This is a genomic window from Paenibacillus sp. JZ16 (assembly GCF_015326965.1).
In the GTDB taxonomy this organism is placed as follows: domain Bacteria; phylum Bacillota; class Bacilli; order Paenibacillales; family Paenibacillaceae; genus Paenibacillus_AQ.
This window is the reverse complement of record NZ_CP017659.1, coordinates 782,616-805,732: the sequence shown is the minus strand read 5'-3', so window position 1 is coordinate 805,732 and position 23,117 is coordinate 782,616. Positions and strand designations below refer to the sequence as shown.

22 protein-coding genes are annotated in these 23,117 nt (G+C 44.5%); 15 read left to right on the top strand and 7 right to left on the bottom strand.

Annotated elements, in window-relative coordinates; translation table 11 throughout:
- The first annotated feature begins 56 nt into the window (after positions 1-56).
- Genes BJP58_RS03570 through BJP58_RS03560 form a run of 3 tightly spaced genes read left to right on the top strand, consistent with a single transcriptional unit; the run spans position 57 to position 2,297 of the window.
- The gene (locus BJP58_RS03570; protein ID WP_194542823.1) at positions 57-1,208 is read left to right on the top strand and encodes an alpha/beta fold hydrolase; all 1,152 of its coding nucleotides are present in this window, start codon (positions 57-59) and stop codon (positions 1,206-1,208) included.
- On the top strand, positions 1,205-1,636 hold the full coding sequence (locus BJP58_RS03565; protein WP_194542822.1) for a hypothetical protein: 432 nt from the start codon (positions 1,205-1,207) through the stop codon (positions 1,634-1,636). The genes BJP58_RS03570 and BJP58_RS03565 overlap by 4 nt, the downstream gene beginning before the upstream one ends.
- Positions 1,629-2,297 (top strand): DUF998 domain-containing protein, encoded by a 669-nt coding sequence (locus BJP58_RS03560; protein ID WP_113059844.1) that lies wholly within the window; start codon positions 1,629-1,631, stop codon positions 2,295-2,297. The genes BJP58_RS03565 and BJP58_RS03560 overlap by 8 nt, the downstream gene beginning before the upstream one ends.
- Before the next feature lie 324 nt (positions 2,298-2,621).
- Here the strand turns inward: BJP58_RS03560 and BJP58_RS03555 are convergent, their stop codons facing one another.
- A complete protein-coding gene (locus BJP58_RS03555) occupies positions 2,622-4,598 on the bottom strand; it encodes an ATP-dependent DNA helicase (RefSeq protein ID WP_194542821.1) in 1,977 nt (658 codons plus the stop codon).
- Positions 4,599-4,869: 271 nt separating this feature from the next.
- On the opposite strand from BJP58_RS03555, the gene BJP58_RS03550 reads away from it, so the two are divergent.
- Both BJP58_RS03550 and BJP58_RS03545 read left to right on the top strand, forming a co-directional pair.
- Positions 4,870-5,727: a S1C family serine protease gene (locus tag BJP58_RS03550; protein ID WP_233354945.1), complete on the top strand. Its 858-nt coding sequence runs from the start codon at positions 4,870-4,872 to the stop codon at positions 5,725-5,727.
- 422 nt (positions 5,728-6,149) lie between these two features.
- Positions 6,150-6,557, top strand: a complete 408-nt coding sequence (locus tag BJP58_RS03545; RefSeq protein WP_194542820.1) for a peptidase M56 BlaR1 — start codon at positions 6,150-6,152, stop codon at positions 6,555-6,557.
- Positions 6,558-6,967: 410 nt separating this feature from the next.
- Here the strand turns inward: BJP58_RS03545 and BJP58_RS03540 are convergent, their stop codons facing one another.
- Positions 6,968-8,152 (bottom strand): MFS transporter, encoded by a 1,185-nt coding sequence (locus tag BJP58_RS03540; protein ID WP_194542819.1) that lies wholly within the window; start codon positions 8,150-8,152, stop codon positions 6,968-6,970.
- 716 nt (positions 8,153-8,868) lie between these two features.
- Between BJP58_RS03540 and BJP58_RS03535 the strand changes: the two genes are divergently transcribed.
- Positions 8,869-9,459, top strand: a complete 591-nt coding sequence (locus BJP58_RS03535; RefSeq protein WP_194542818.1) for a TetR/AcrR family transcriptional regulator — start codon at positions 8,869-8,871, stop codon at positions 9,457-9,459.
- 299 nt (positions 9,460-9,758) lie between these two features.
- Positions 9,759-9,929 (top strand): hypothetical protein, encoded by a 171-nt coding sequence (locus BJP58_RS03530; RefSeq protein ID WP_194542817.1) that lies wholly within the window; start codon positions 9,759-9,761, stop codon positions 9,927-9,929.
- A 301-nt stretch (positions 9,930-10,230) separates the two neighbouring features.
- On the opposite strand, the gene BJP58_RS03525 is transcribed toward BJP58_RS03530, so the two are convergent.
- The 3 genes from BJP58_RS03525 to BJP58_RS03515 all read right to left on the bottom strand — a co-directional run bounded on the left by BJP58_RS03525 (position 10,231) and on the right by BJP58_RS03515 (position 13,186).
- On the bottom strand, positions 10,231-11,322 hold the full coding sequence (locus tag BJP58_RS03525; RefSeq protein ID WP_194542816.1) for a hypothetical protein: 1,092 nt from the start codon (positions 11,320-11,322) through the stop codon (positions 10,231-10,233).
- An 81-nt stretch (positions 11,323-11,403) separates the two neighbouring features.
- Complete coding sequence (locus BJP58_RS03520; RefSeq protein ID WP_194542815.1) at positions 11,404-12,471, bottom strand: sensor histidine kinase; 1,068 nt, start codon at positions 12,469-12,471, stop codon at positions 11,404-11,406.
- Between the two features lie 4 nt (positions 12,472-12,475).
- Positions 12,476-13,186 carry a response regulator transcription factor gene (locus BJP58_RS03515; RefSeq protein ID WP_194542814.1) on the bottom strand — a complete coding sequence of 237 codons (711 nt, stop codon included), beginning with the start codon at positions 13,184-13,186 and terminating at the stop codon, positions 12,476-12,478.
- A 326-nt stretch (positions 13,187-13,512) separates the two neighbouring features.
- Between BJP58_RS03515 and BJP58_RS03510 the strand changes: the two genes are divergently transcribed.
- Together BJP58_RS03510 and BJP58_RS03505 are read left to right on the top strand one after the other, a co-directional pair.
- Positions 13,513-14,937: a hypothetical protein gene (locus tag BJP58_RS03510; protein ID WP_194542813.1), complete on the top strand. Its 1,425-nt coding sequence runs from the start codon at positions 13,513-13,515 to the stop codon at positions 14,935-14,937.
- Positions 14,938-14,988: 51 nt separating this feature from the next.
- Positions 14,989-16,212: an MFS transporter gene (locus BJP58_RS03505; RefSeq protein WP_194542812.1), complete on the top strand. Its 1,224-nt coding sequence runs from the start codon at positions 14,989-14,991 to the stop codon at positions 16,210-16,212.
- Between the two features lie 106 nt (positions 16,213-16,318).
- Here the strand turns inward: BJP58_RS03505 and BJP58_RS03500 are convergent, their stop codons facing one another.
- Positions 16,319-16,681, bottom strand: coding sequence for a winged helix-turn-helix transcriptional regulator (locus BJP58_RS03500; protein WP_194542811.1), 363 nt, complete (start codon positions 16,679-16,681; stop codon positions 16,319-16,321).
- 156 nt (positions 16,682-16,837) lie between these two features.
- On the opposite strand from BJP58_RS03500, the gene BJP58_RS03495 reads away from it, so the two are divergent.
- The 3 genes from BJP58_RS03495 to BJP58_RS03485 all read left to right on the top strand — a co-directional run bounded on the left by BJP58_RS03495 (position 16,838) and on the right by BJP58_RS03485 (position 18,999).
- A complete protein-coding gene (locus tag BJP58_RS03495; RefSeq protein WP_194542810.1) occupies positions 16,838-17,437 on the top strand; it encodes a TetR/AcrR family transcriptional regulator in 600 nt (199 codons plus the stop codon).
- Between the two features lie 310 nt (positions 17,438-17,747).
- On the top strand, positions 17,748-18,494 hold the full coding sequence (locus tag BJP58_RS03490) for an SDR family NAD(P)-dependent oxidoreductase (protein WP_194542809.1): 747 nt from the start codon (positions 17,748-17,750) through the stop codon (positions 18,492-18,494).
- Positions 18,495-18,651: 157 nt separating this feature from the next.
- A complete protein-coding gene (locus BJP58_RS03485) occupies positions 18,652-18,999 on the top strand; it encodes a winged helix-turn-helix transcriptional regulator (protein WP_194542808.1) in 348 nt (115 codons plus the stop codon).
- Between the two features lie 366 nt (positions 19,000-19,365).
- Here the strand turns inward: BJP58_RS03485 and BJP58_RS03480 are convergent, their stop codons facing one another.
- Positions 19,366-19,977, bottom strand: coding sequence for a TetR/AcrR family transcriptional regulator (locus BJP58_RS03480; protein ID WP_194542807.1), 612 nt, complete (start codon positions 19,975-19,977; stop codon positions 19,366-19,368).
- Positions 19,978-20,182: 205 nt separating this feature from the next.
- On the opposite strand from BJP58_RS03480, the gene BJP58_RS03475 reads away from it, so the two are divergent.
- From BJP58_RS03475 to BJP58_RS03465, 3 genes are all read left to right on the top strand, one after another.
- Entirely contained in the window at positions 20,183-20,884 is a 702-nt protein-coding gene (locus tag BJP58_RS03475) for an NAD(P)-dependent oxidoreductase (RefSeq protein ID WP_194542806.1), read from the top strand.
- A gap of 305 nt (positions 20,885-21,189) precedes the next feature.
- On the top strand, positions 21,190-22,287 hold the full coding sequence (locus BJP58_RS03470; protein WP_194542805.1) for an MBL fold metallo-hydrolase: 1,098 nt from the start codon (positions 21,190-21,192) through the stop codon (positions 22,285-22,287).
- A gap of 281 nt (positions 22,288-22,568) precedes the next feature.
- On the top strand, positions 22,569-22,979 hold the full coding sequence (locus tag BJP58_RS03465; protein WP_194542804.1) for a hypothetical protein: 411 nt from the start codon (positions 22,569-22,571) through the stop codon (positions 22,977-22,979).
- Positions 22,980-23,117: the final 138 nt, after the last annotated feature.

The following is a 23,117-nucleotide window of genomic DNA, read 5'->3' as shown; positions in this document are numbered from 1 at the left end:
GGTTTGATTCTTTCAGAATTCTATTGGAAGAGCGTCTCGACAAACTCGAGGAGTAAATGCTGGACTACAAGAATAAGAAGGAGGACTTATGGCAGGTATCAACAGTTTTATCTAGAGGCAGAGCCACATATGACGTAGTAGAGGCATCGGGCAAACTAGTGTACTTAGACACTTTTTCCGACAGCGATTGGAATATCGTTTCGGATAGCGAAATGTACACAACCGTGTTGTTCGAGGAGAAAAGCGGGGGGACGCGGATTAGCATCGTGACGCGATTCGCTACCAACGAACAATTGGACCGCGCTGAAGCGATAGGCATGATTGAAGGATTCACCGATGCTTATGATCGACTGGAAGAATACTTAGAAACGTTAATGGGAGGCAAAAACACAATGGAAACCGTTATTTCAAAAGATGGGACACAAATCGCTTATACCAAACAAGGGACTGGCCCTGCAATCATCCTCATATCATCGGCAGCGGCTGATTATCAGGATGCTTCTCCGTTAGCCGAGCACTTGTCGGTCAACTTCACCGTATACAATTACGATCGTCGCGGTCGAGGCCGCAGTACGGATACCTCACCTTACGAGATCGCACGTGAAGTGGAAGACATTGAGGCTTTAATTACAGTCGCCGGAGGGCAAGCTTACTTGTTCGGAAGCTCATCCGGGGCCGTGTTGGCGCTTGAGGCCGCGAACTTGTTAGGAGATTCAGTCGCAAAGCTCTTCTTGTATGAACCGCCATTCATAATTAACGACAGCCGTAAGCCGGTACCTAGTGATTACGTCGAACATTTGAATGGACTAATCAAAGCCGAGAAAAGGTCTGAAGCAGTCGAATATTTCGCATCCGAGGCTCTAGGCATTCCCGGGGAATATATCGACTATATGAAAGCCGATCCTTCTTGGAACAAGATGGAGTCCCTGGCGCATACTCTTGCTTATGATGGCATCATTATGGGAACGACGCAATCCGGGAACCCGCTGCCAACCGGCAGATGGAACGTTACGATTCCTACTTTGGTTATGACAGGGGAAAACAGCGAACCGCTTTTCCATGACGCGGCACGCGCACTTGTCGAACTTCTTCCAAAGGCTGCTGCACATTCGCTTGCCGGTCAAGATCATTCCGCTGTTATCATGGCTCCTGATGTTGTAGCAAAAGCCATAGCGGATTCCGAACAAGTTAGGAGAGTGGGAGCATGACGAATATTCAAACGTTGGACCGACTAGTTGGTACTTGGCAAATCAGCGGCGGAGCAGAAGGAACGGTAACCTACGAGTGGATGGAAGGCGGGCACTTTTTGATACAGCACGTCCATCTTTCCCAGAACGGACAAGAAGTGAAAGGGATCGAGATGATTGGGCATTTAAAACCCTTCGGCGAAAGCAAGAGTCCGGATATTCGGTCCCGTTATTATGATACGTTAGGCAATACCTTCGATTATGTGTATGAATTGGAAGGGGACTCACTCGTCATTTGGGCTGGAGACAAAGGATCGCCTTCCTATTATAAAGGGGCATTCCGCTCTGACGGAGATACCCATTCGGGGGCATGGCATTACCCCGGCGGGGGAGGTTATGAAACGATGATGACGAGAGTCTCGCCAGCAGGAGGGATGGGCATTGGTTAAGCAGTTGGTTATAGCAAAACCTTTAACGGTGACGGCTTCCAGATTCGCGCTAGCGTCAATTTTCTCAGGTGCATTGTTCGTGCTTCTCCTATGCAGCCTGCATCTGCTGCAGCCCGAATTTGATCCGACATGGCGTTTTATCAGCGAATATGCACTTGGCGACTTTGGTTGGATGATGCACCTGGCTTTTGGATTGCTGGCATTTGCTCAAATCAGCGTAGCAATTACGATATTCCCGCATATACGTACGGTTACGGGTTACATCGGACTTGTAATTCTTGGAATCAGTGCAATAGGCGTAATAATCGCAGGCATTTTCGTGACCGATCCCATCTCCGTTAGTCCGGATGATGCAACGTTTAGCGGCAGCATGCACTCATTTGGAGCGATGCTGGACTACACGCCGGTAGCCGCATTACTGATTAGTCTTTCATTATGTCGACTTGATGTTTGGCGTCCTGTGAAGAGAGTGCTGCTCACAAGTGCGAGTATTGCAATCGTCGCGATGCTGGTATTTGTGTTTCAAATTCCGCAAGACGGGCATTTCGGACCGGAGGTTTTGGCCGGTATGTTCGGACGGTTCTTAATCTTGGCGGAGATTACGTGGCTGATTATTGTAGGGATTCATGGAGCCAAGCTCGGAGCTTCTAAATATATGTAATCGAGGTAAACGCAGAAGAAAAAATACATGTATTGTTATTGCAGGGGAAAAACAGAGATGCCATGATTGGAGAGAAAAGAGTCCGATCTTATCATTATTGGAGTGGTTGTTCGAGAACTCCAGACAATCCAGAAAATTGCTTGAATTTTTACGTTCCAATTATATTGATTACATCTCAAAATAGTGTCTATGAGTAACATTCCCACAAATAATACAGTATAAAAACACCTGTTCTGATACGCTTCAGGTCTGCTTTATGACTTGAATTGCGTTACAGAACAGGTTTTTTCCGAGCTTACTTAAAATACGATTTCGAAGGATTAACTACAACGATTCTACTTGAAGTATAGCTCCAGGCGGCAATACGGCTTCAACTCTATCTCTGACATGCTGATTGAGCAAAATTTCCGCATCCAAGATGGCTGCAATCCCTTGATCCGTCGATGAGCGAATGAGTCTACCTAATCCTTGCCGTAAGCGAAGCAGCATATATGGCAGGTCTACTTCTTCGAATGCTGAATCAGCGGCTTCCCGTTTAGCCATAAATACAGGATCTTCCGGGGGATAAGGCAGTGACCAAATCATAACATTGGATAATGAAGGTCCCGGAACATCCAACCCCTCCCATAGGCTTGACGCACAGAGCACGCTTTCCTCTGTATTTTGGAACTCAGCTATGAGGCTGCTAATCTCACGGTCACCTTCATACAGCATGGTATAGGATGCGAAATCTGGATGGTGCGAAGCGGCTTGCTTAAACTCGCGAAGCTCATTCATAGTTCTAAATAACAATAAAGCTCGTCCTTCGGTACGTTTGATCAGCTTGGCCGCCAGGGCCAGCTTCTTCGCAGCAGCAACCTCACTCCGAATCTCTCCATCTTGCAAAAGTTCACGCGGTGCTAAAAGCTTCATCTGCTTCTCGTAATCGTACGGAGAGTTCACGGAAAAAGATAAAAAATCGCTAATTCCGAGACTTCCTGCTACATAATCAAAAGATCCATCTACCGACAAGGTTGCTGATGAGAATACAATCGGCATCTGAAGCCCGAATACCCGTTCCTTCAGCACTTCCTTGACCGTTTGCGGCATAATGGCAAGTGTTGCAGCCCCATCCTCATTTTCTTCCGCCCAGCAAATGAAAGTATCTGGATCACGGAACAGATGAAGAGCCGTTTGGATCATCTCCAGATGCTCCTCAACGATACGCAGCTTATATTCATCAAGCGTATGCAAGCCACTCTCAAAGACCAGCTCTTCATCAATAGCTTCGATCGTACCTTTCCAGCGATTCAGTTCTTGAAGAAGCTTCTCATCCATTCGGATTTGTTTTCGATCAGAACCGGGTATCGCAGTACTTTGCTCCGCTACCAGAGAAAACACAAGCTGACTCTGATCAATGGAATCTTCAATTCGTTCGGCTAGCGTTTCCCTGATCTCTCCATCTAGAAGACGAGTAATAATCTCTTCATATGCACTATGCTTCAGCTTATAACTGAGGGCATGTTGTGCTGCCGATTCGAGTAAATGTCCTTCGTCAAAGACGACTGAACTATGTTCCGGGAGCAGTGGAAGCTGACCTTCTCTTTTTCTTCCCTCATAGGTCCACACATGTTCCATGTAGTAATCATGGGAACAGATAATAAGATCTGTAGATTTTCGATAATGGTCCCGAGATAAGGTCATGCCGCAGCGATGTCTTTGATCACATACAAAACAATCCTGAAATGAATCCCAGTTGATCTTATTCCACTGTTCATCATTCAGATGAGGGTATTCCTTACGATCCCCGTAAGGGTAAAAAGATTGCATCGTTCCTGGGGAATGAACAAAATCAGGAAGATTTTCATACACGTCTTCAATAACCGCTGCATCTTCATCCTGAAGACGAACGCCGTCTATTTTTTTAAGACATAAATATTGATCAGGGGATTTACCGAGCCGCGCATCAATTTGTAAGTCCAAATAACGGGCAAGCTTAGCTATGTCTCCTTCCTGTTTTACAAGTTGCTCAATGAGCGACTCATCTGCACAGGCAATCACTGCAGGCTTGCGTGTATATCTTGCATAGTTAACTGCATAAAGCAGATACACGAGTGTTTTTCCCGTACCTACCCCAGCTTCAGCGAAAATTGTTTTCTTACTGGCATAGGCTCTTTCCAATTGGTAAGCCATAAATATTTGTTCATCCCGGACATCAAATCCATGTTCAGGCAACACATCATAAAAAACATCCGCAACCCAATCGCCGACCTGCTTGACGAACGGTTCTGACGGATCATAGGAGAAAGGATATCGCTGCACGCTTACGCCTCCGACATGATCATATTCTTATTAGGAAAACTAAAATTATCTCATGATTGACGAGGTTTGGCAACCTGTTTTTCTCATTGTCTCAAAGAGACAGGAAGTGAACACTATGTCCAAAACGATAATAATTAAAAAAACAAAGCTGCATTTCAATGAGATTGTAGCTTGTTTTACTTGTATTATACGTTTTATCCAATCGTTTCCGATCGCGGTCTGCCAAGGTTTGGTATAATTATCTTAAATCCGTGTTTTTATTCTATTTCTCTTGAGCAGGGAGGTATTTTCCATCCGTAACGATGAGCCGAATGATACCAAAACATCCGCCGATCCGGTAAATGATACTGATATCCCACTTGAATGGGAAGAAGAATTTTGGAACCTGGAAGATGACAATGAAGAAGATGAGTTGAATCCACCACCCAAAAGAACATGGATCAAAAAAACAATTATTATTATGTTGGCCATTCTTCTACTCGGTAATCTAATTGCTTTTATACCACAGATTTATAATCTACCGACACTACGGTTTTTGAAAAAGGATTCACAGTTATCACAAGATGAACAGATCCAGCAATATAAGCAAGCCGTTGTCAACGTTAGTATTGATGGTCGGAAAGGTACAGGGTTTAATATCGCTCCAAACGGACTCATTATAACGAATCAACATGTTATGGATAATGACAAGGCTTGCATCATCCAATTCTTTAATGGAAAAACATATTTGGCAGATGTTATCGTAAGTGACAGCGAGATCGATATCTCCATACTAAAAATTAGAGACAATGCGAACAACCTACCTACACTCCAATTGGAAACAGAGATAGCCTATCAAGAAGGCGACCCTATTCATGTCATCGGAAATCCGCTAGCATTCTCTCGAATCGCCACTGAAGGCACAGTGCTAGGATTTACCCCATTAGAGAGTCCACAGCTCCCCATGCTCATGATACAGGCTCCAATTCATAACGGAAACAGCGGCAGCCCTGTTATTAACAATAAGGGAAATGTGATTGCAGTTGTGTATGCCACAACAACTACATCACAGGGAGGCCTCTCTATCCCCATAGGTCTTGCTATTCCAATCGATTATTTGGAGAAATATGAAAAGATTATGTTTCAATAGTAGTAGGCAGCCGATCCATATGGATCGGCTGTTTAAAGGATAGAGAATGATCTTGCTGCGATAACAAAAGGATAACGATTTACAAAATGTAACCATTAGGTCAGTCCAGTCGCTGTTATAGCGGCTTTTTTTTATTTTATCGGTACAATTTCGTATCCCGAGCCGAAGACAGGAAATTATACCGATTGCCGTAAAGGACAAGAAGATGGTCCGATTACCGATTAGATAGTTATCTATGACTCCACAACACTTGGAGATAATAGTGGCCATGGCATGTTACAAATATACCCAAAAGTACTATTTCATCTGATTCAATTTTTTCTATGTAACTTTGTTTCCTTTATTAGTGTTTACTAAGTTGAAGGAAACAAGAAAGTGGAAAGAAAGGGACGGAACGATTACAGAGTAAGTGTGAGAAAGGAGTGAAAAATGTGAGGGTGTATTCTAAAGGCATCAGAAAATTGATTGGTCTGGTTATTATTGTTTGTGTAGTAGGAGGTGTACTGGGGTACCAAAGCTCATTTGCTAAAAGCACGAACAATCAAAGCTCCGAACATTCTCCTAACTATCCTGAAAATGAAAACGGGCAGACATACGGTTCATCCTCAGATGCTGCTTCTCCAGAAACAGAACCCGAATTAATTAGCGCAATAGGCATAGATGGCACTACAGGATATGTGCTGAAAAAAGATTTAGACGGTGAACAACCAAAGTCACCCCAAGATGCCATCGCGATACAGAACAATAGTTCACCAGATGGTCGTGATATCCCTCTTTATGAAGTTGAAGGTACAACCGTAATTGGTGTGTTTCGTGTTGGAGGAAAATAACAATAAAGTATGCCCAGTGTTAAACTAAGGGCAGGGGAGTTCTATAATTTACGAATACTCTACATATGGAATCATTTACGAAGTTGGTAGAAAAGACGTTATACTAAATTTTTGCAAATCCTATTTAACTGAGGAAGAGATCATGAGAAGTAGAATAATCGGAATAGCAGTACTTATTGCTTTGGTAGTTATATTTATTTATATGGAAATTATCAAAGATCTTTTCCGACTCCATTAGGAGCTATAATAACAGTAGTAGGAAGTGTCGGGGGACAAGATCATGGTCCCATTGAAAGTCGCTAATTTAGCGGCTTTTTTTGTATTAGCGGTACAAGTTCTTATCCCGAGTCGAGGACAAGAACTTGTACCGCTTGCCGATTAGATGAGTGTCTAATGTTATGGACAGGTTATTAGCATGATTGGTTAGTGGAGGCCTTCACCGCCGAATGCCGTGATGCCATGCTGGACAATACAATCACGGCAATGATGGCAATGAGTACGCCGAGTACCCCGAACCAGGTAATGGATGCCAAAGAAACACGGTTAACGATCAGCCCGCCGATTCCTGCGCCGACAGCCATGGCAAGTTGCATCATGGAACTGTTCAAGCTCAGCATGACGCCCGAGGATTCAGGAACAAGCGAAACCAAGTTAAATTGCTGCGCCGGAGCGGATGACCAGGCGGCAAAAGACCAGAGGATCAAAATGGCGAATACGGCAATGACCGACTGTCCGACTAAGGATAGTAAAATCAACGAAATGACGTGAAGCACCATCCCTGAAACGAGCGTGTATTTAATACCCCGTTTATCAGCGCTGTAGCCGCCGACTTTCGAGCCAATCAAACTGGCAATGCCGAACACGAACAGTGCTGCGCTAATCAATGAATCATTTAAATGAGTCACCTCTAGCAGAAAAGGGGAGATGTAGGTATAGGCGAGGGAATATCCTCCCAACCAGAAAAAAGTAATCGCTAAAGCAACCAAAACTTGAGGTTTTTTTAACAAAGCAAATTGTTTGATCAAAGGGACAGGCTTGTCGCCCTGTATACGTGGAAAAACCGCAGCAATGACAAGCATGGCGATGACACCGACAATGGCGATGGCCAGAAATACCGCTTTCCAGCCAAAAGCCGAGGCTACCATTCTGCCGAGGGGGACGCCGATGATGAGCGATGCGGTAATGCCCATGGTAACGTTGGCGATGGCGCTAGCCTGCTTGCCTGGCGAAGCGATTTTGGAGGCGATGCTGAGCGCGTTAACGGTGACCACCCCCGCGCCTAACGCCGTAATGATTCTCGCGGCAATGAAGAGACCGAAGCCGGACAATATAAATGTCAGTAGATTTGCGGCAATAAAGAGACCCAGTGAATAAAGGAGGAGCTTACGCCGGTCCATTTTGGCCGTCAGCGCCATAAAAATAGGCGTGCCGACCGCATAGGCCAGAGAATAAACCGTAATGAGCTGGCCTGCTGCCGCAACGCTTGTTCCCAACGTCTCTGCGATCCGGTCCAATATCCCGGAAATGATGTAATTGGATGTTCCAACTAAAAAGCTGACCAAGGCTAGAACGTAAACTTTCCATGTGCTCTTCATAATTCACTCTCCTGATGTTATAAATATAAATCAATAAAACAAAGTACTATGATCGCAGTTTGGATACATATGTAAAACTCCGAAATTCGTGCATATATGATCAATCACTCATATATTAATTATTTGTATTCATCAATCAAAGAACCCCCAGCTTGTTGACTGACTCTAATATAGCTGTACGACGCCTTGATAGAATCTGATGTTTATAACCTGTAAAAGATCTTAGCTCGCCGCTGTTTATTCGGGTCCCACAATCTTTTACATTTTGTTATCCTTAGGCATTTCATTAATGAAAGTTACATCATCGACTGCCAGCCTCACCCGTGGAATGCACCGACTTTGCCGCCTTGCTAATGGCCATCAGCATAATCGGAAGTTAGTAGCGGCTGAAGGGGCCAGCGTGATTTGCCGTAATGTTTCGGTCAATTCCTTCAGCGAAATCTTGAGCTCGGGATCCGCCGACCGGAGCTCTCGAATACATCAAAAAAAATTGGTACTCCATCATTAGTGATGGTGTAAAATCGTCATGGGTTCTCTCCTCCTTCTAGAAATGTGGCATTTTGCATTTTGCAATACAACGTTAGTTGTTTGAACAACACTTGTTGTATTAATATGCTATAATACCAACCGAATGGTGTGCAATCATCAATAACCATAAACCGTTGTATAGACAACACGATTTCTATAATGTCGTTTTATTAGGGGAGATTTTAACCATGACAATCAAAAAGAATGAAGCTGATCCTCGTGTGATACGTACACGGCGACTACTTCAAGACGCTTTTGCTTCATTAATTCAAGAAAAAGACTTTGAATCGATAACCGTTAGGGATATTGCAGAGAGGGCTACTGTTAACAGAGCGACTTTTTATGCGCACTTTGTAGATAAATTCGAAATTCTTGAGGCCAGACTAATGGAATCCTTTATGACAATCATAAATCGTAGAATAAGCGGTCACGAAGTATTAAATGAAGAAACCATTCAGAGTATTTTTCTAGGTATATGCGATTTTCACAAGGGTCTAAGCACTATGTGCAAAAGAAGGTATACCTCACTTGGAGCTGTATTCGAACTTCAAATAAAGGAAAAAATTCAAACGATACTGCTTTCCTTTATAGACAAAGAAAAGATGCTATCGACTCCAAACGCGCAATTCTTAATAAATACAGCTTCTATCATGCTAAGTTGGGGGATGTATGGGGCTGCTTACGTTTGGAACAATGAGGGGCGACTCATAAGTGCGGAATCATTCGTTAAACAGACTATGCCCTTAGTGATGAACGGAGCCAAAGAATTGCTGGGATAGGTCTTGTCATTATTTGCTGCGGATGAAACAAGATACAATGCGGAGAAGTTGCGAGTCCTTAATCAAACCATGTTCGATTTTCTTTTGCGGTTACAACAATGTAGTACCCCGGGAGATAAGCAGTTTGAAGCGATGTTTGAAAATTCCGTGCATCAGAATCATTATGGGCTCCTTCTCAAACGGTTAAATGAAGTGGATCGCAGGACTTTATTTGATCGGATGCTTGCTTCTATCTTTAAGTGCTTGCAGCTAAGGACGCATAATTTTACCGATGAATATTCTGACGGAGAAAATGTTGCATGGACAAACGGGTTATGGAGAAGAAGGGGGACTATATCGGTCGTAACGGAGGGTGTCACCGCAATGAACATTTCGACAATTGCAAAAAACAAGTACCGGTTATTTTTTCGACCGATACTGAGGAAGATTTTCGTTATATGATAGAGCATAATGAAAATAAATTTGGATGACGACTGTCAAATGACATGAAATTACCATGTTGTAGGAATTGACACAATAATCTACATTTTCAACGGGAAACAACAACTCAATAAGGCAGCCGGCGAGAATGCTCGGCTGTTTTTTATTGAGCTATCGGGCAGGTGAGTGAAACAAAAAACAAAGTGTCTAAAACTCTTTCTATATGTCGCTAGTTTCATTATAGCCGTGTTACTTACATCCGTATCAGCCGTTTGCTTACAAAGGGCATAAATCTCCGGCAAGCTCTAGATAGGTGCGGACCGAGCAAACCGAATCACGGGATACCCCGTATCATGTGCATTGACGGCATTTCCCTTGTCTCCGGTAATAGTAGCAAATGGTTGCTACCCCCAGAGCAATCCCCCAGATTGGCATAAGTAGAAGCGGCGTTGTGCCTCCCCAATTCTGAAAATCACCGCTCATCGTAAACTCAAGAGTGACTTGGATGCCGGTAACCGTTAACAGGATCGCAACGAATCCGGCAGGTAGGACGGCTAAAGCAGGAGGGACACGTTGACCACCCAAAATCGGAAACCAACGGGGGAAGCTTTCCCCCCAAGGCTTGATAAGTCCATGTGTGAGAAAGGCACCTCCGATCGAGACCAAGGCAAGTCCAGCTCCGGCCCAATCCGCCCCAGAAGCCTGCAGGCTGTATAGCATTTCATTGGTGATTCCAAAAGGAATTCCGAACAGCCAAGCTATACGAGTGATATCATAATAAAGTGGGGCTAGAATCGCTGCATAGGTTGCCCATCTTCCCAAACGAGCCACTGCGTTCATCCGCCGTAACGTATGACCCTTGCTTCGTCCGCAATACCTGCAAGCATCGCGGGTGTGGCGCTGGTAGGTCAAAGCCGTTGCGGCCCATAACAAACCACCGATGAGACAGATATATTGGTTCACGACCGGCCATGTGAAGAAATCGAGATAGTTTAATGACTGTCCGAATAAGGCTCCGATCAAGGATACTGGGGCATATGCCATCCCCATCAGTGCGCGGGGATCCGGGATCGCAAAGCAAAGGACGATGGCTGCGCTCCAAGCGTATAGCAGCATGATTGCTCGGGTGATCCCGCGGGGTTTCCGATTTAATAAGAGTATAGTCCCTGCTCCCAGTAAACACAGGCAAGCGATGAACAGCCCGCCGTTTGCGGCTGCTGCTTGCCGGAACAGGGATTGAGCCGCACCTGGATCATTAACCGAGCCTAGCGGGAAGCCCGGGCCCCCTGCCCACCAATATAGTCCAAGCGCGCCGTAAGTGATCGTCCAAATAAACGTCGCGTAAGGGACCCACTCCGGCCAACGCTTCCACCAATGCAGCGTTGGAGTTTCCGATTGATCCGGCAAGGCTGAGGATACATTCTTTTCATTTGCGGGATTCATAGATCACGCCTCCTTATACATCGTTACGATCAGTATAAGAAGCCTGGGTAAACATGAGGTAAACGGGAACAAAACTTCACCCTAATTGTGCTCTGCCTGCAGCCTGATCATAATGGAAGTCCCTTCACCAAGAGAGCTTTGGACAGTTATTTTCCCGCCGTTCGCCTCGATAAATTTCTTAGCGATGGATAATCCAAGCCCCGCATGTTCGTTTGTTGATTGAATCGTATCACGCTCCGCAAGCTGGTTGAATCCGACCCCGTTATCTTTGATGCGAATCTCCGCAATCCGAGGATCGAGCAGCTTAATTCGAACCTCAATCTGGGTATTTTCCGGATTATGGACGACGGCATTGACAAGCAAATTCCGAATAGCACGTGTCATGAGTTTCGGGTCGCAGCTTATCGATAATTGTTCTGGTTCCGACTCCATGACAAATGCATATCCGACAGCCCAAGGAGCACTGCTGACATCCGCTACCGTTCTGCGCACAAGTTCAACGATATCCGTATGCTCTGCATTTAGAGGAATCGGACCATTAACCGTTTCATTAAGGTCCTCAACGAGTTCTTGCAAATGCGCGGCTTTCTGCTGAATAACCGACAGGAATTCGATTTGCTCCGTTTCGCTCCACCGATAATCAGGGTGAACTAACATCGCGGAATAACCGGAGATATAGGTTAACGGTGTTTTCAAATCGTGAGAGATCCCTCGAATCCATTCCTGCTTCGATTGTTCCGCTTCGCGGAGCGCCTTCTCGTTGTTTTGGAGCGTGCTGCCAAGCATTCGTAGGTGCTCGAACACTTCCTTGTAAATCGAATACGGAATTTTCAGCGTGCCTTTGTGATCGGAGCGGAGGTCTTTCCAGCCCGGGGGCGGATCGAACCGTCCACTAACCAGGCGCCTGATCCAGACGATCATGATGTAAATCGGCTTCCCTAGATACCATCCGATCAAAAGCAAGGTAACAACAAAGAGAACGCTGCACAAGACGACCACGAAGATTTCGTAATGATTCGAAGTGCTACCGGTCCGAATCAGATCCGGCCAGAATAACCAGGCAACCCCGATGATGATCACTTGAATACAAATCAATAGAAAAACGAAAGCCGCCAGCAGCTGAAGAGCGATGCGTAGCATAAAATTCATGATATTAGCCTCCCGACGGCGGAACGAACTTGTATCCGATTCCTCTTAACGTAACGATAACCTTAGGAGTAGACGGATCGACTTCCAGCTTCTTGCGTAATCTTGAAATATGAATGACAACAGTCTTCTCATCACCATGAACCATCGAGCCCCATATTTGCTCGTATAGCTGCTGGGCTGTAAATACTCGGTTGGGGTGCTTGCAGAAATAGAGGAGAAGTTCAAATTCCTTTGCCGGACAAGGCGTATCCTTTTGATTGATAATGAGCTGGCCCGTTGACCGGTTCACGGTAAACGTCTTGAATCGATAAAGTTCTTCGGCGTTTTGATGATTGGATTCAACCATCATACTCCGCCTTAAATGTGCCTGAATCCGCGCGATAACCTCTAGAGGGTTAAATGGTTTGGTTACATAATCGTCCCCGCCCAAGAACAGGCCACGAAGTTTATCCAGGTCGCTGGAACGGGCAGTCAGAAACAAAACCGGAGTCGTGATGGTTTTGCGCAATTCCGTGCACAGCGAAAATCCATCCATGTCCGGAAGCATGACGTCAAGAACGATCATATCGAATCGTCTTGTTTGCACGGCATGGAGCGCTTCAGCTGCGGAACCGGCTTTTACGATATCGATAAATCCTTCTTTTTGAAGCAGATTTTCAAGCATGACCAAAATACCTTCCTCATCATCCACTAACAATATAGCTTCGCTCCGCATATCGTAGGTCTCCTTTTAAATAGTGATGCCGTTGGATTATCAATCCGACCTATATTAAGTACGGCAATCTAGATAAATATCCTGCATGCTCGGAAAAGTGTATTGCCTGATGACATAGAAGCTGCTCATAAGGAAATGAAGGTTTTTTTACTCCTCATAGTCCCAGTATCAAAAAGTATCCTACCTTACAAAATTGATCGGATCAAACAATAAAGTGCGTACTACTCAAGCATAAAAGAACCTGATAACCTACATATAGAACGATCATTCCATATTTCAATGAGCGTTACGATCGTTTAAAAAATGGTTAGGAGAGGTGCGAGAAAATGAATAAATATCAACTCGATTTAAAGGATAAGCAAATCGTATGGGGGAAGGCAATCGATATTGAGCCTCTTATTGGCAAGTATCCGAACGACTCCATCAGATTGGGCACGAACGAGGCATTGGATTGGAATTTGCCTGCCGGTATATATCGGGCAAAGGATATCGTTATGGAGCTAGACAAAATGCTTGAAGCGATGCTGGTCCAGCTTGGGGAACCGGTAAACGGTGATCCGACAGTGCTGTTGAACAGCCTTCAGGCCAACTTGGCGATTACCGGACGTGTGTCAGCCCTCCCGCTTGGCCCCCTGGCGCTAGAAGATAAAGCCGGCCTTGAGCTCACAGCTCAAGCGGTGCTTATAGGCGAACAATTGGTAAGCTGGGCGAGGGATATAAATTCAGAAAAGCGGGCGCTTGCACAATATGGTTCAGAAGCCCTTGGCAAGCTGGAATTTCGAAGCCATTGTTATGGTCATCCCCTGATCCCGGAAGCCACCGCTCAAGTATGGGGACCATATGGCGGCCCGAGGATCATGCAAATTTATAATGAATACTTGCACCAATTCGTTTTGCTGCGGGACGCTTTGCTTCCGTTCGCAAATTGGGAGGAAGTTCCGTTTGAAGTCAAGGAATATACGGAGTTTAAAGGGCTGCGTTTTCTGGAGCCGATCCGGGAGGTATTTTTAACAAAGCTACTCGGAAAAAAACTCACGCACAAATCGATTGTTCAGTATGCGCAAGGTGTGGTCAGCTCGGGTTTGAACGTAGCCGGTTACGGCTTCCAATACCGTCTGGGAACCGTCTTGCCGGCAGGCTTGGGTGAATCGGCCCGGACTGCGGCCCTTTATCTGCTGAAGTGGCATCCGGTACAAACGATAGCCGCAAATGAAACACAATATGTGATTGCGGTCTCGTTCGATTATGAATATGACGACTATTATGCTGCGCCGCGTGTCGAAGCAGGTAAAGGTACACCGTTAAAAGATGACATATTTTCGTTTTCTGGGGAGAATAACGATGAACCAATCATTGCCCGGTTGCTGCCAAATTACGGTACCGATCGAACGACCCTGCGATTCAGCATAGAAATGGATGAACACGAGTTTTCGGTAGATCTCGGTCAGCTTTTTAGGGGGCAGCGCTTTATGTATCGGCCGCATAGAAGCGGCAATGCAGGCACTTCATTTCCGCAGAGGAATACCATCAGCTCGCACTTTGCAGCAGACATCCTCTCCCACTCTGGATTGGTGACGAATAAAGACGACATCCATTTCATTGCAACCGGCGGAAATGAACTGGTCTTATGGGCTTTGTTAGGCAAACTGTATCCCGAAAATGTGGTTTTATTGGACAAAGGGGATCCGGAGGAGCTGGAAGCGGCTTATGTTTCAGGCAAAGGCTACGGTACACAATTTTTATTGCTGTAAGTCGTAAGAAATGAGATTTACATTCTGAATAGGAGAGGAAAGAGAAATATATTGACTAAACAACAAAAGTTCCTGACTATGAATTTATTTTTATTGACTTTTGTCCTGGGAACCAGTGAATTTGTGATGGTCGGCTTATTATCCGAAGTGGCCTTGGATATGAAGATTACCATATCGGCCGCAGGCTCCCTTGTGACGTTTTTCGCTCTGTCTTTTGCCATAGGTACTCCGGTTTTCACGGCGTTATTCAGTCGATTTTCTAAGTATCCGCTCATTCTCACTTTGATCGGCGTATTTATTGTTGGAAATATAATCACGGCTATATCAGGATCGTATGGTTTGCTTATGGTGTCCAGAGTGATCACGGCCGTGGTTACCGGTGTCTTGATTGCACTTGCAATGGCGGTGGCCAGCGAAACGATGCCTATTGATAAAAGAGGTCCGGTGATCTCCATTATTTTTACGGGTTTCACCGTGGCCAGCGTGCTCGGCGTCCCCCTTGGCACTTTCATCGGACAATGGGGTGGGTGGTCTATGGCTTATTGGTTTACCACGACACTGGGGATCGTTTCACTAATAGCTAGCTTCGCAACCATTCCAAGAGGACTAAAGGGGACGCGGAGTTCACTAAAAAAACAACTCAAATTATTCGCCTATCCTAGAATTGTGCTTGCTTTCTTTATTCCTGCGTTAAGCATTGCAGCAACCTATAGCGTCTATACGTATTTAGCTCCTTTACTTGAAAATGTGCTTTTTGTTCCGGCACGCTACATTAGTCTTGTCTTTTTACTGTATGGCATCGTGTCCATCTTCAGCACATTAATCGGAGGTAAGCTGGCTGTCTATGACGGGATGGGAAAAATTCGCTATGTATTTCTGGCTCAGGCCGTCATTTTAGCATCACTTTACTTTACCTCCGGATTGCTTGTAGGGGGACTCGTCAGCATCTCATTCATGGCTCTTGTTGTTTACCTTATGAACTCGACGATGCAGCTGTATTTCATTGATTGGGCAGATCAGCATGTTCCGGAAGCAAGAGACCTAGCTTCGTCCTTAACCTCTGTATCCGTCAATGTTGGTATTGCGATGGGATCCGCCTTGGGCGGATATGTCACGACGAACATGGAGCTCATTGATATTTCTTGGGTAGGAGGGATTGTGGCCGTATTAGCTGCGGTGCTGGCTTTAATCAACTATGGACTGGAACGTGGGGCCCGCAGCAGCACGTTAAAAGAGGAAAATGGACAGCACGGCCAATACGAAGGAAGCTTGTGAATACGAAATACAAAGCTAAGAGGTACCCTTTTTGGGTACCTCTTAATGTTCTATTTATGGCGTGTAACGATTAAAGGACAGCGAGTTGTGTTCAGCTCATTTTTTCTCATGCATGCTTTTGATTGGTGTGCGATACTTCATCGGGAAAGCTCTCGATATAAGTCGAGCCAAAATCACATAACATCAGGAGCATGGGAGCCAACTGTTCGCCCAACTCGGATAAATCGTATTCCACTTTAGGCGGTGAAACTGGATAAACTTTGCGACTAATGAGTCCGTCTTGTTCAAGCGTTCTTAGCTGCATCGTAAGCATTCGTTGTGTCGTGTCCGGAAGGAGCCGCTGCAGCTCATTAAATCGGATCGGACCCTTTGCCAACTGGTTTAAAATAGCTATTTTCCACTTGCCGCTAACTAAACTGAGAACAATTTCGGAGGTGCAACGATATGTTTTGTCTCTAAACGTTATCATCTTTTAAACACATCCCTATCCGTAATATAGGAGACCAGTTCGTCTCTAACTTATGAAGAATTATGGATCGATTATTCCATATATTAATTCTAATCTTGATCGTTTGTCAAGAACTTGTGGATCGATTAGTATAAAAGTATTAAAGGAGGTCATCTGATGCCACGAAGTGGACGCCCACGCGCATTTAACCGTGAAGAGGCAGTTACTGCCGCGATGAATCTTTTTTGGGAGCACGGCTTTGAATCCACTTCACTCTCGCAGCTGCGCACTGCGATGGGAAATATTTCAGCGGCGAGTTTTTACGCGGCGTTTGATTCCAAGGAAGCATTGTTCCGCGAAGCGGTGGATCGATATATATCCATTTATGGACAGGTGTCGAATAGTTTTAGGGATACGAGCCTAACATCAAAAGCAGCTATAGAGCAGGGGTTGCGGCAATCGGCGAGGATGCAGACAGAGAATTCTCATCCTTTGGGCTGTCTGTTGGTTTTGTCCGCTGTCAACTGTTCTCCTGAGCAGCTGCACATTAAAGAGATACTCGCGAAGGAACGGGAAAAGGTTCACGGTTGGTTGAAAAATTGCATCGAACGGGCTGTTGCCAATGGGGAGTTGCCGGGTTCAACCGATATCCCCATGCTGCTGACGTTATTCGAAACATTTCTCCGAGGGATTTCGATTCAAGCCCGAGACGGTGTTCCATACGAAACGATGGATGCTGCCATCACTCAACTGATGAACGTATGGGAAGCAATATAAATTATTAATCACATTAAGCCGCGATTAAAGCAACTCATATGTTTGTATCTCGGACAACTTTTGGTTTAATTTCAATCTTAGTCGGTGGTGCTGATGTGTCATGGTTTCGAAGCGGAGCTCACTTCCATCATCTAGGCTGTAAAAACAAATGCTTGTGCCGCCTCAATTATCACATTTTGGTGACTATATCACAAAAAAGTGGGTACTGTTTTTCTTGTAACTTTTCCTCCATACTATCGTTCATAGGAAGTTCATGAGGTAGACAGAGCATCCTATACAATATAAAAACTTATAAAAGGAGTTTAATAGAATGGGGAAATTTGACGGAAAGGTAGCAGTTGTAACCGGAGGTACAAGCGGCATCGGTCTCGCGTCGGCACAACAGTTCGTACAAGAAGGGGCTTACGTTTTTATCACGGGACGCAGACAATGTGAACTGGATGAAGCAGTAAAGCAGATCGGTAAGAATGTTACAGGTGTCCGAGGTGACATTTCAAAGTCGGAAGATCTAGATAAATTGTTTGAAACAGTAGAGCGAGAGAAGGGACACTTGGACATTCTCTTTGCAAATGCCGGACTAGGTTCATTGCTTCCATTAGGAGAAATTACAGAAGCACAATACTACACGACTTTCGATGTCAACGTGAAAGGAACCATCTTTACAGTACAAAAGGCATTACCTTTGTTTCCCAATAAAAGAGGTTCAATTATTCTAACGGGATCCACTGCTGGCTCGACGGGGATACCAGCGTTTAGTATCTATGGTGCCTCAAAGGCAGCGATCAGACAGCTCGTCCGCGGCTGGATTCTAGATATGAAAGGGACCGAAGTTCGTATTAATGTCCTTAGTCCAGGAACAGTCGTAACGCCGGCGTACGATGAGTTATTTGGCTCCCAACTAGATCATTTCCTGGAACAGGCAAAAAATGATATTCCGCTCGGCAGAGTGGGACAGGTTGAAGAGATCTCAAATGCTGTCATGTTCCTAGCCTCTAATGAAAGCAGTTATTTGAACGGCGTTGAATTATTCGTAGATGGCGGAGTGGCTCAAGTTTAACCAGGACATAATAATTCTTAAACAACAGGGATTTTTAAATCAACTAAACGCGCTTGTATTATCCCCTCCTTGTTACGTTCAATTTTTCCTTCAGTGATTCTGAAGGATCGAACAATACATGAAGGGGATATTCTCAGGTCGGAGATGGTGCATTGATATGAAAACTTTTTACTGTGAACTGGAAGTTACACTAGAGGTTATCGGAGGAAAGTGGAAGGGGCTTGTGCTGTACTATTTAATAAAAGGACCTAAACGGACGGGGGAGCTTAAGCGACTCGTTAATAATATTTCGCAAAAGATGCTGATTCAAACACTTCGGGAACTGGAAACAGACGGATTAATTCGCAGAAAAATGTACAATCAAGTACCGCCTAAGGTGGAATATTCAACCACGGAACTGGGTCAATCACTTGAACCCATTTTGAGATCGCTTTGTGATTGGGGAGGGAATTACGCAGAGCAATCCTACGCTCCGGGCGAGATTGAGATTCTGTATCTGGATTAAGTCTCTCGGATCGCGGATGAATGAGGCGCTCGTCTGCCGTCTGCATGTCGCCCAGTTTCCCTACTGGGCAGAGCTATCCCTGCGACGAATCGACCCGGCAGGAGAACTCTGTCTTCCGACTAGGCGACGAATTTTCGGTTCCGAAAGAGGAGATTGACGTGATCCAGAGATGGTGCTATTGAAATAATCAAATATATAGATGATAGTCTAAGAAAGGAAGTGAATAACGCTATTCGGAAGCCGAATGGATCACGAACTCCAGCCCTGCACGTCCGAAAGACGTAATAAAGCGGCTGCGTTCTAACCGCTCCATGGACGCCGGATTATCCTTATACCGGAAGGGTTGAGGTTATTTATCTAATGTATTCATTGATTACACGATGTTGTTTGGTGGAAGTCTCCTTCATGCAAGCGTAAATCAGCATTAAGATTCCGTTCAAGCAATGCTCCGACCCGCCACGCCATAAAGGAAGGAGGGAGAGGCCTTCCATTCTTGAACCACCATTCCACTACCCCTACGATAGCCGCTCCTAGAAATTGAATATCAACATTCACACCGTCCGCTAACCCTTGATTGCTCACTTCAGACATATTGTTCTCTTTCTCTAACTCTTGGATAAAAAACGCAAGGAATCGATTGCGGAAAAAAAGGGTCCCCTTACTCGCGAGCAATGCGGAGAAGAATAAAGAATGGTTCTCGAAATACTCGAACCATAACAACCCAGCATCCCTATAATCGGCGTCATCGTCTGTCAATTCGCAGATATTCCGCAGATCATCAATATGCTCCTCAATAAGCTTATCCAGAAGATCAAATTTGTCCATGTAGTGAAGATAGATCGTTCTTCGGCTAACATCTGCCCTGTCGGAAATATCTTGGATCGTAATCTGATCAAATTCTTTTTCGATCATCAGTTCAATTACAGCCATTTTTATGGCTTCTTGGGTTTTTCGTATCCTTCGATCCAGCTTTAACAATGAGCATCACCAGCTTCTCTGAAAAATAAATACACAATTCTAAAGGATTTGTGAACTAATGCACGGAACCTGCCTTTTTAATAATTGTAGACTTTCAACTTCTGTTTACAATTATACATAGTTGTTTCTTAGTATACTATTGTTCAATTTTGTGTGTTTATGAGGATGAAGTCAATCATGATCATCAGTCGAAGGGGACCATTTAATGAAAATTGCGATTATTGGAGCCACAGGGGGAACTGGAAGGAAAGTTATGGAGCGGGCGCTTGAATTGGGACATGAGGTTGTAGCCGTGGCTCGCCGGCCGGATGTCATTCCCCCTGCAGAGCGTCTGATCATCCGGCAGGGGGATGTATTCGACGCGCCTGGGATGGCTAAAGTCATTGCCGATACAGATGCGGTAATCAGCTGTATCGGTCCACCCAGTAACTTCTCGCCGGGTACCGCAAAGAAGGGATTCCTGAATATCATGGCAGCAAAGAGTGTCATGGCGGCAAACTTCTCACCGGGTACCGTCATGTCGGAGGGAATACCGAATATCCTTGCGGCCTGTCAGCGGACTGGCATTAAGCGTCTAGTCATGCAGAGCGGCATTAATTTGAGCAATGGAAAAGAACTTTCTGTTGTAAATCGCTGGGCAGTAAGCATGATGCGCCGCATCTATTGGAAGGCGATCGAGGATAAGGCGATTGCTGAGCATGCGGTAATACAGAGCGAACTGGATTGGGTCATTGTACGAGCGTCAGTGCTCAAATACGCAGACGGCACTCTAAAATATACAGCAGGCCCATCAGCTCGCATCGCCCCACTCCGGCCGCTACCCTTTATGGACTGTGCCGACTGCCTATTGCGGGCGGCGACGAGTGAGCAAGCATGGGTCAGGAAGATCGTCAATGTTGGACGATGACATGTTGATTGGATTAGCAGCATGGGCAGCATAGCTTGGAGCTGAATGCGAATCTAACACGAATAAGGAGGAATGATTATGGCAGAAAAGGGAATGGACCTATGATCATATCCCCAACCAGAGTGGTCGGGTACAAAGAAGCGGTGGAATTTTTTTCGCCGAATATTAATGCCTTTAACTTCAAAACCAGCATCGGAAGGCGGCCTCTCCATTCATCGTGCACTTATTCGCAGTTCTTGCATACGGATTGTAGTTTACTGTTCAGCAAGTAATGCTTTTACACCTCAGGAAGGAATGAAAAAATCATGTTTTATTTGTTCCTCTTTTTCGTCGTCGTCACTCTTATCGGTTTATTGTTTATAAGCATACACCCAACCTTTGGCGGCAACGCAATGAAAAAACAAAAAACGGCGTATAGTAAGTTTGATAATTTTTCCAATGGGAAATTTGTCAATCAGGTTCCTACAAAGATGAGCATGAGTGCTATGGATCTCCTCTCCATGATAAAGGATTTTATTGCTGGAAGAAAAGATCGTAGCCCTAGCGGGCCCATTCAGGAATCAGTCATGGATTGGAACAAAATAAACAGCGAAAAAGATAGTTTAACGTGGTTCGGGCACTCTGCTTTCCTATTGAGTATTGATAATAAAAAGTTATTGGTGGACCCTATGTTAGGACCCGTTGCTTCACCGGTTTCCTTCGCGGGCAGCAAACGATACGGAAATAATATGCTGCATATTATTGATGAAATGACATTTTTAGACGCTGTTTTTATTACACATGACCATTATGATCATTTGGATTATTCTTCCATCCAAAGACTGAAAAGTAAGGTAGGTCATTTTTTTGTTCCTCATGGAGTAGGTGCCCATCTTAATCGATGGGGAGTTGCAAAGGAAAAAGTTATAGAACTCAATTGGTGGGATGAGATTGCGTTTCAAGGTTTAACGGTTGCTTTAACTCCTTCGAAACATTTCTCCGGTAGAGGAATTTTCAATCGCGATACTACCTTATGGGGTGGATGGGTTATTCTTGGGAAGAACACACGGGTCTATACCAGCGGAGATGGAGGATACGATTCACATTTTAAGGAGATAGGCAAGAAATACGGACCATTTCATATGACCTTAATTGAAGGCGGTCAATATGACAAACGATGGGCTTGGGTACATATGACACCAGAAGAAGCTGTTCAGGCTCATTTAGACGTAAATGGGAAGAATATGATGTTAATTCATTGGGGGGCTTTTACCCTTGCTTATCATGCTTGGACTGAACCGGTGGAACGAGCATTACAAAAGGCAAACGAAGCAAATGTTAATTTAATTACTCCTAAAATTGGCGAAACTGTTTCATTAACTGGAGAGGTTACTGTTCCTTTTTCAGCTTGGTGGGGAAGTTAAGTTGAGGAGACTTTGCCGATCGACGGATGTCGCACCAACTTCTGTTGCAGTCGGTTAAAAATGAAGTAGGGGCGATCAATGTTACGTTGTCAGTGTGGAAAGTCGCACCCCCTCAAACGACAATTTCTTTAAGGCATTATTATAGGTCAACCAGTGTTTACTGGTTGAACTCTTTACTGTTCGTTTCACGATGGCAGAGGTATTTATACAATAAATTGCTAAATAATATAAAAAATCGAATTTTTTATTGTATAATCACAGCAAAAAAGACGGAGGCAACAATGTATAAAAATCCAAATGTTTTCAAGTTTGTTGCGATGTTTATCCTGGTGGTGTTTATAATGATTTCGACAGGATGTGTAGACAAGAACACTAAAATAACGCTAAAAGGAGAAAGCATTCACTGGAAAGGCGAGTTAAACTCAAGTATAACAGGTCAAGACGAATCAGGAATGTATACCTTGTTTTATAAAGATGAAGACTGGGATGATGTTCAAGTATATAAGATCGACATTAATGATGGTAAAGTAATATTAGAAGAAACAGGGCTTACAACCAGAACAATAGAAATTCCAATGAATCGAACAAAGAGTTCTGTGACTAGTAATGAACCACAAACAGTTAATATTATTTGGAACGATTCAAGAGGAAATGAGTACGAAGAAAATATACTTTTGAAACCAATTGGCTAGCATTATACATAATAAAGGGCAATTTCGAAAAGATTTACCAGATTCACCTGCACATAGGTTGTATTAGACAGTGAAATATTAATTTATAGTCAGCTAGATTCCCTCTTGGAATTCTATCATAAGTAACAGTAAAATAAG

Bases quoted from the DNA above. Each gene is read 5' to 3' on its own strand.
- BJP58_RS03570 (WP_194542823.1), top strand. From the start codon at position 57: ATGCTGGACTACAAGAATAAGAAGGAGGACTTATGGCAGGTATCAACA.
- BJP58_RS03565 (WP_194542822.1), top strand. From the start codon at position 1,205: ATGACGAATATTCAAACGTTGGACCGACTAGTTGGTACTTGGCAAATC.
- BJP58_RS03540 (WP_194542819.1), bottom strand. From the start codon at position 8,152: ATGAAGAGCACATGGAAAGTTTACGTTCTAGCCTTGGTCAGCTTTTTA.
- BJP58_RS03535 (WP_194542818.1), top strand. From the start codon at position 8,869: ATGACAATCAAAAAGAATGAAGCTGATCCTCGTGTGATACGTACACGG.
- BJP58_RS03530 (WP_194542817.1), top strand. From the start codon at position 9,759: ATGGACAAACGGGTTATGGAGAAGAAGGGGGACTATATCGGTCGTAAC.
- BJP58_RS03525 (WP_194542816.1), bottom strand. From the start codon at position 11,322: ATGAATCCCGCAAATGAAAAGAATGTATCCTCAGCCTTGCCGGATCAA.
- BJP58_RS03520 (WP_194542815.1), bottom strand. From the start codon at position 12,471: ATGAATTTTATGCTACGCATCGCTCTTCAGCTGCTGGCGGCTTTCGTT.
- BJP58_RS03515 (WP_194542814.1), bottom strand. From the start codon at position 13,186: ATGCGGAGCGAAGCTATATTGTTAGTGGATGATGAGGAAGGTATTTTG.
- BJP58_RS03510 (WP_194542813.1), top strand. From the start codon at position 13,513: ATGAATAAATATCAACTCGATTTAAAGGATAAGCAAATCGTATGGGGG.
- BJP58_RS03500 (WP_194542811.1), bottom strand. From the start codon at position 16,681: ATGATAACGTTTAGAGACAAAACATATCGTTGCACCTCCGAAATTGTT.
- BJP58_RS03495 (WP_194542810.1), top strand. From the start codon at position 16,838: ATGCCACGAAGTGGACGCCCACGCGCATTTAACCGTGAAGAGGCAGTT.
- BJP58_RS03490 (WP_194542809.1), top strand. From the start codon at position 17,748: ATGGGGAAATTTGACGGAAAGGTAGCAGTTGTAACCGGAGGTACAAGC.
- BJP58_RS03485 (WP_194542808.1), top strand. From the start codon at position 18,652: ATGAAAACTTTTTACTGTGAACTGGAAGTTACACTAGAGGTTATCGGA.
- BJP58_RS03475 (WP_194542806.1), top strand. From the start codon at position 20,183: ATGAAAATTGCGATTATTGGAGCCACAGGGGGAACTGGAAGGAAAGTT.
- BJP58_RS03470 (WP_194542805.1), top strand. From the start codon at position 21,190: ATGTTTTATTTGTTCCTCTTTTTCGTCGTCGTCACTCTTATCGGTTTA.
- BJP58_RS03465 (WP_194542804.1), top strand. From the start codon at position 22,569: ATGTATAAAAATCCAAATGTTTTCAAGTTTGTTGCGATGTTTATCCTG.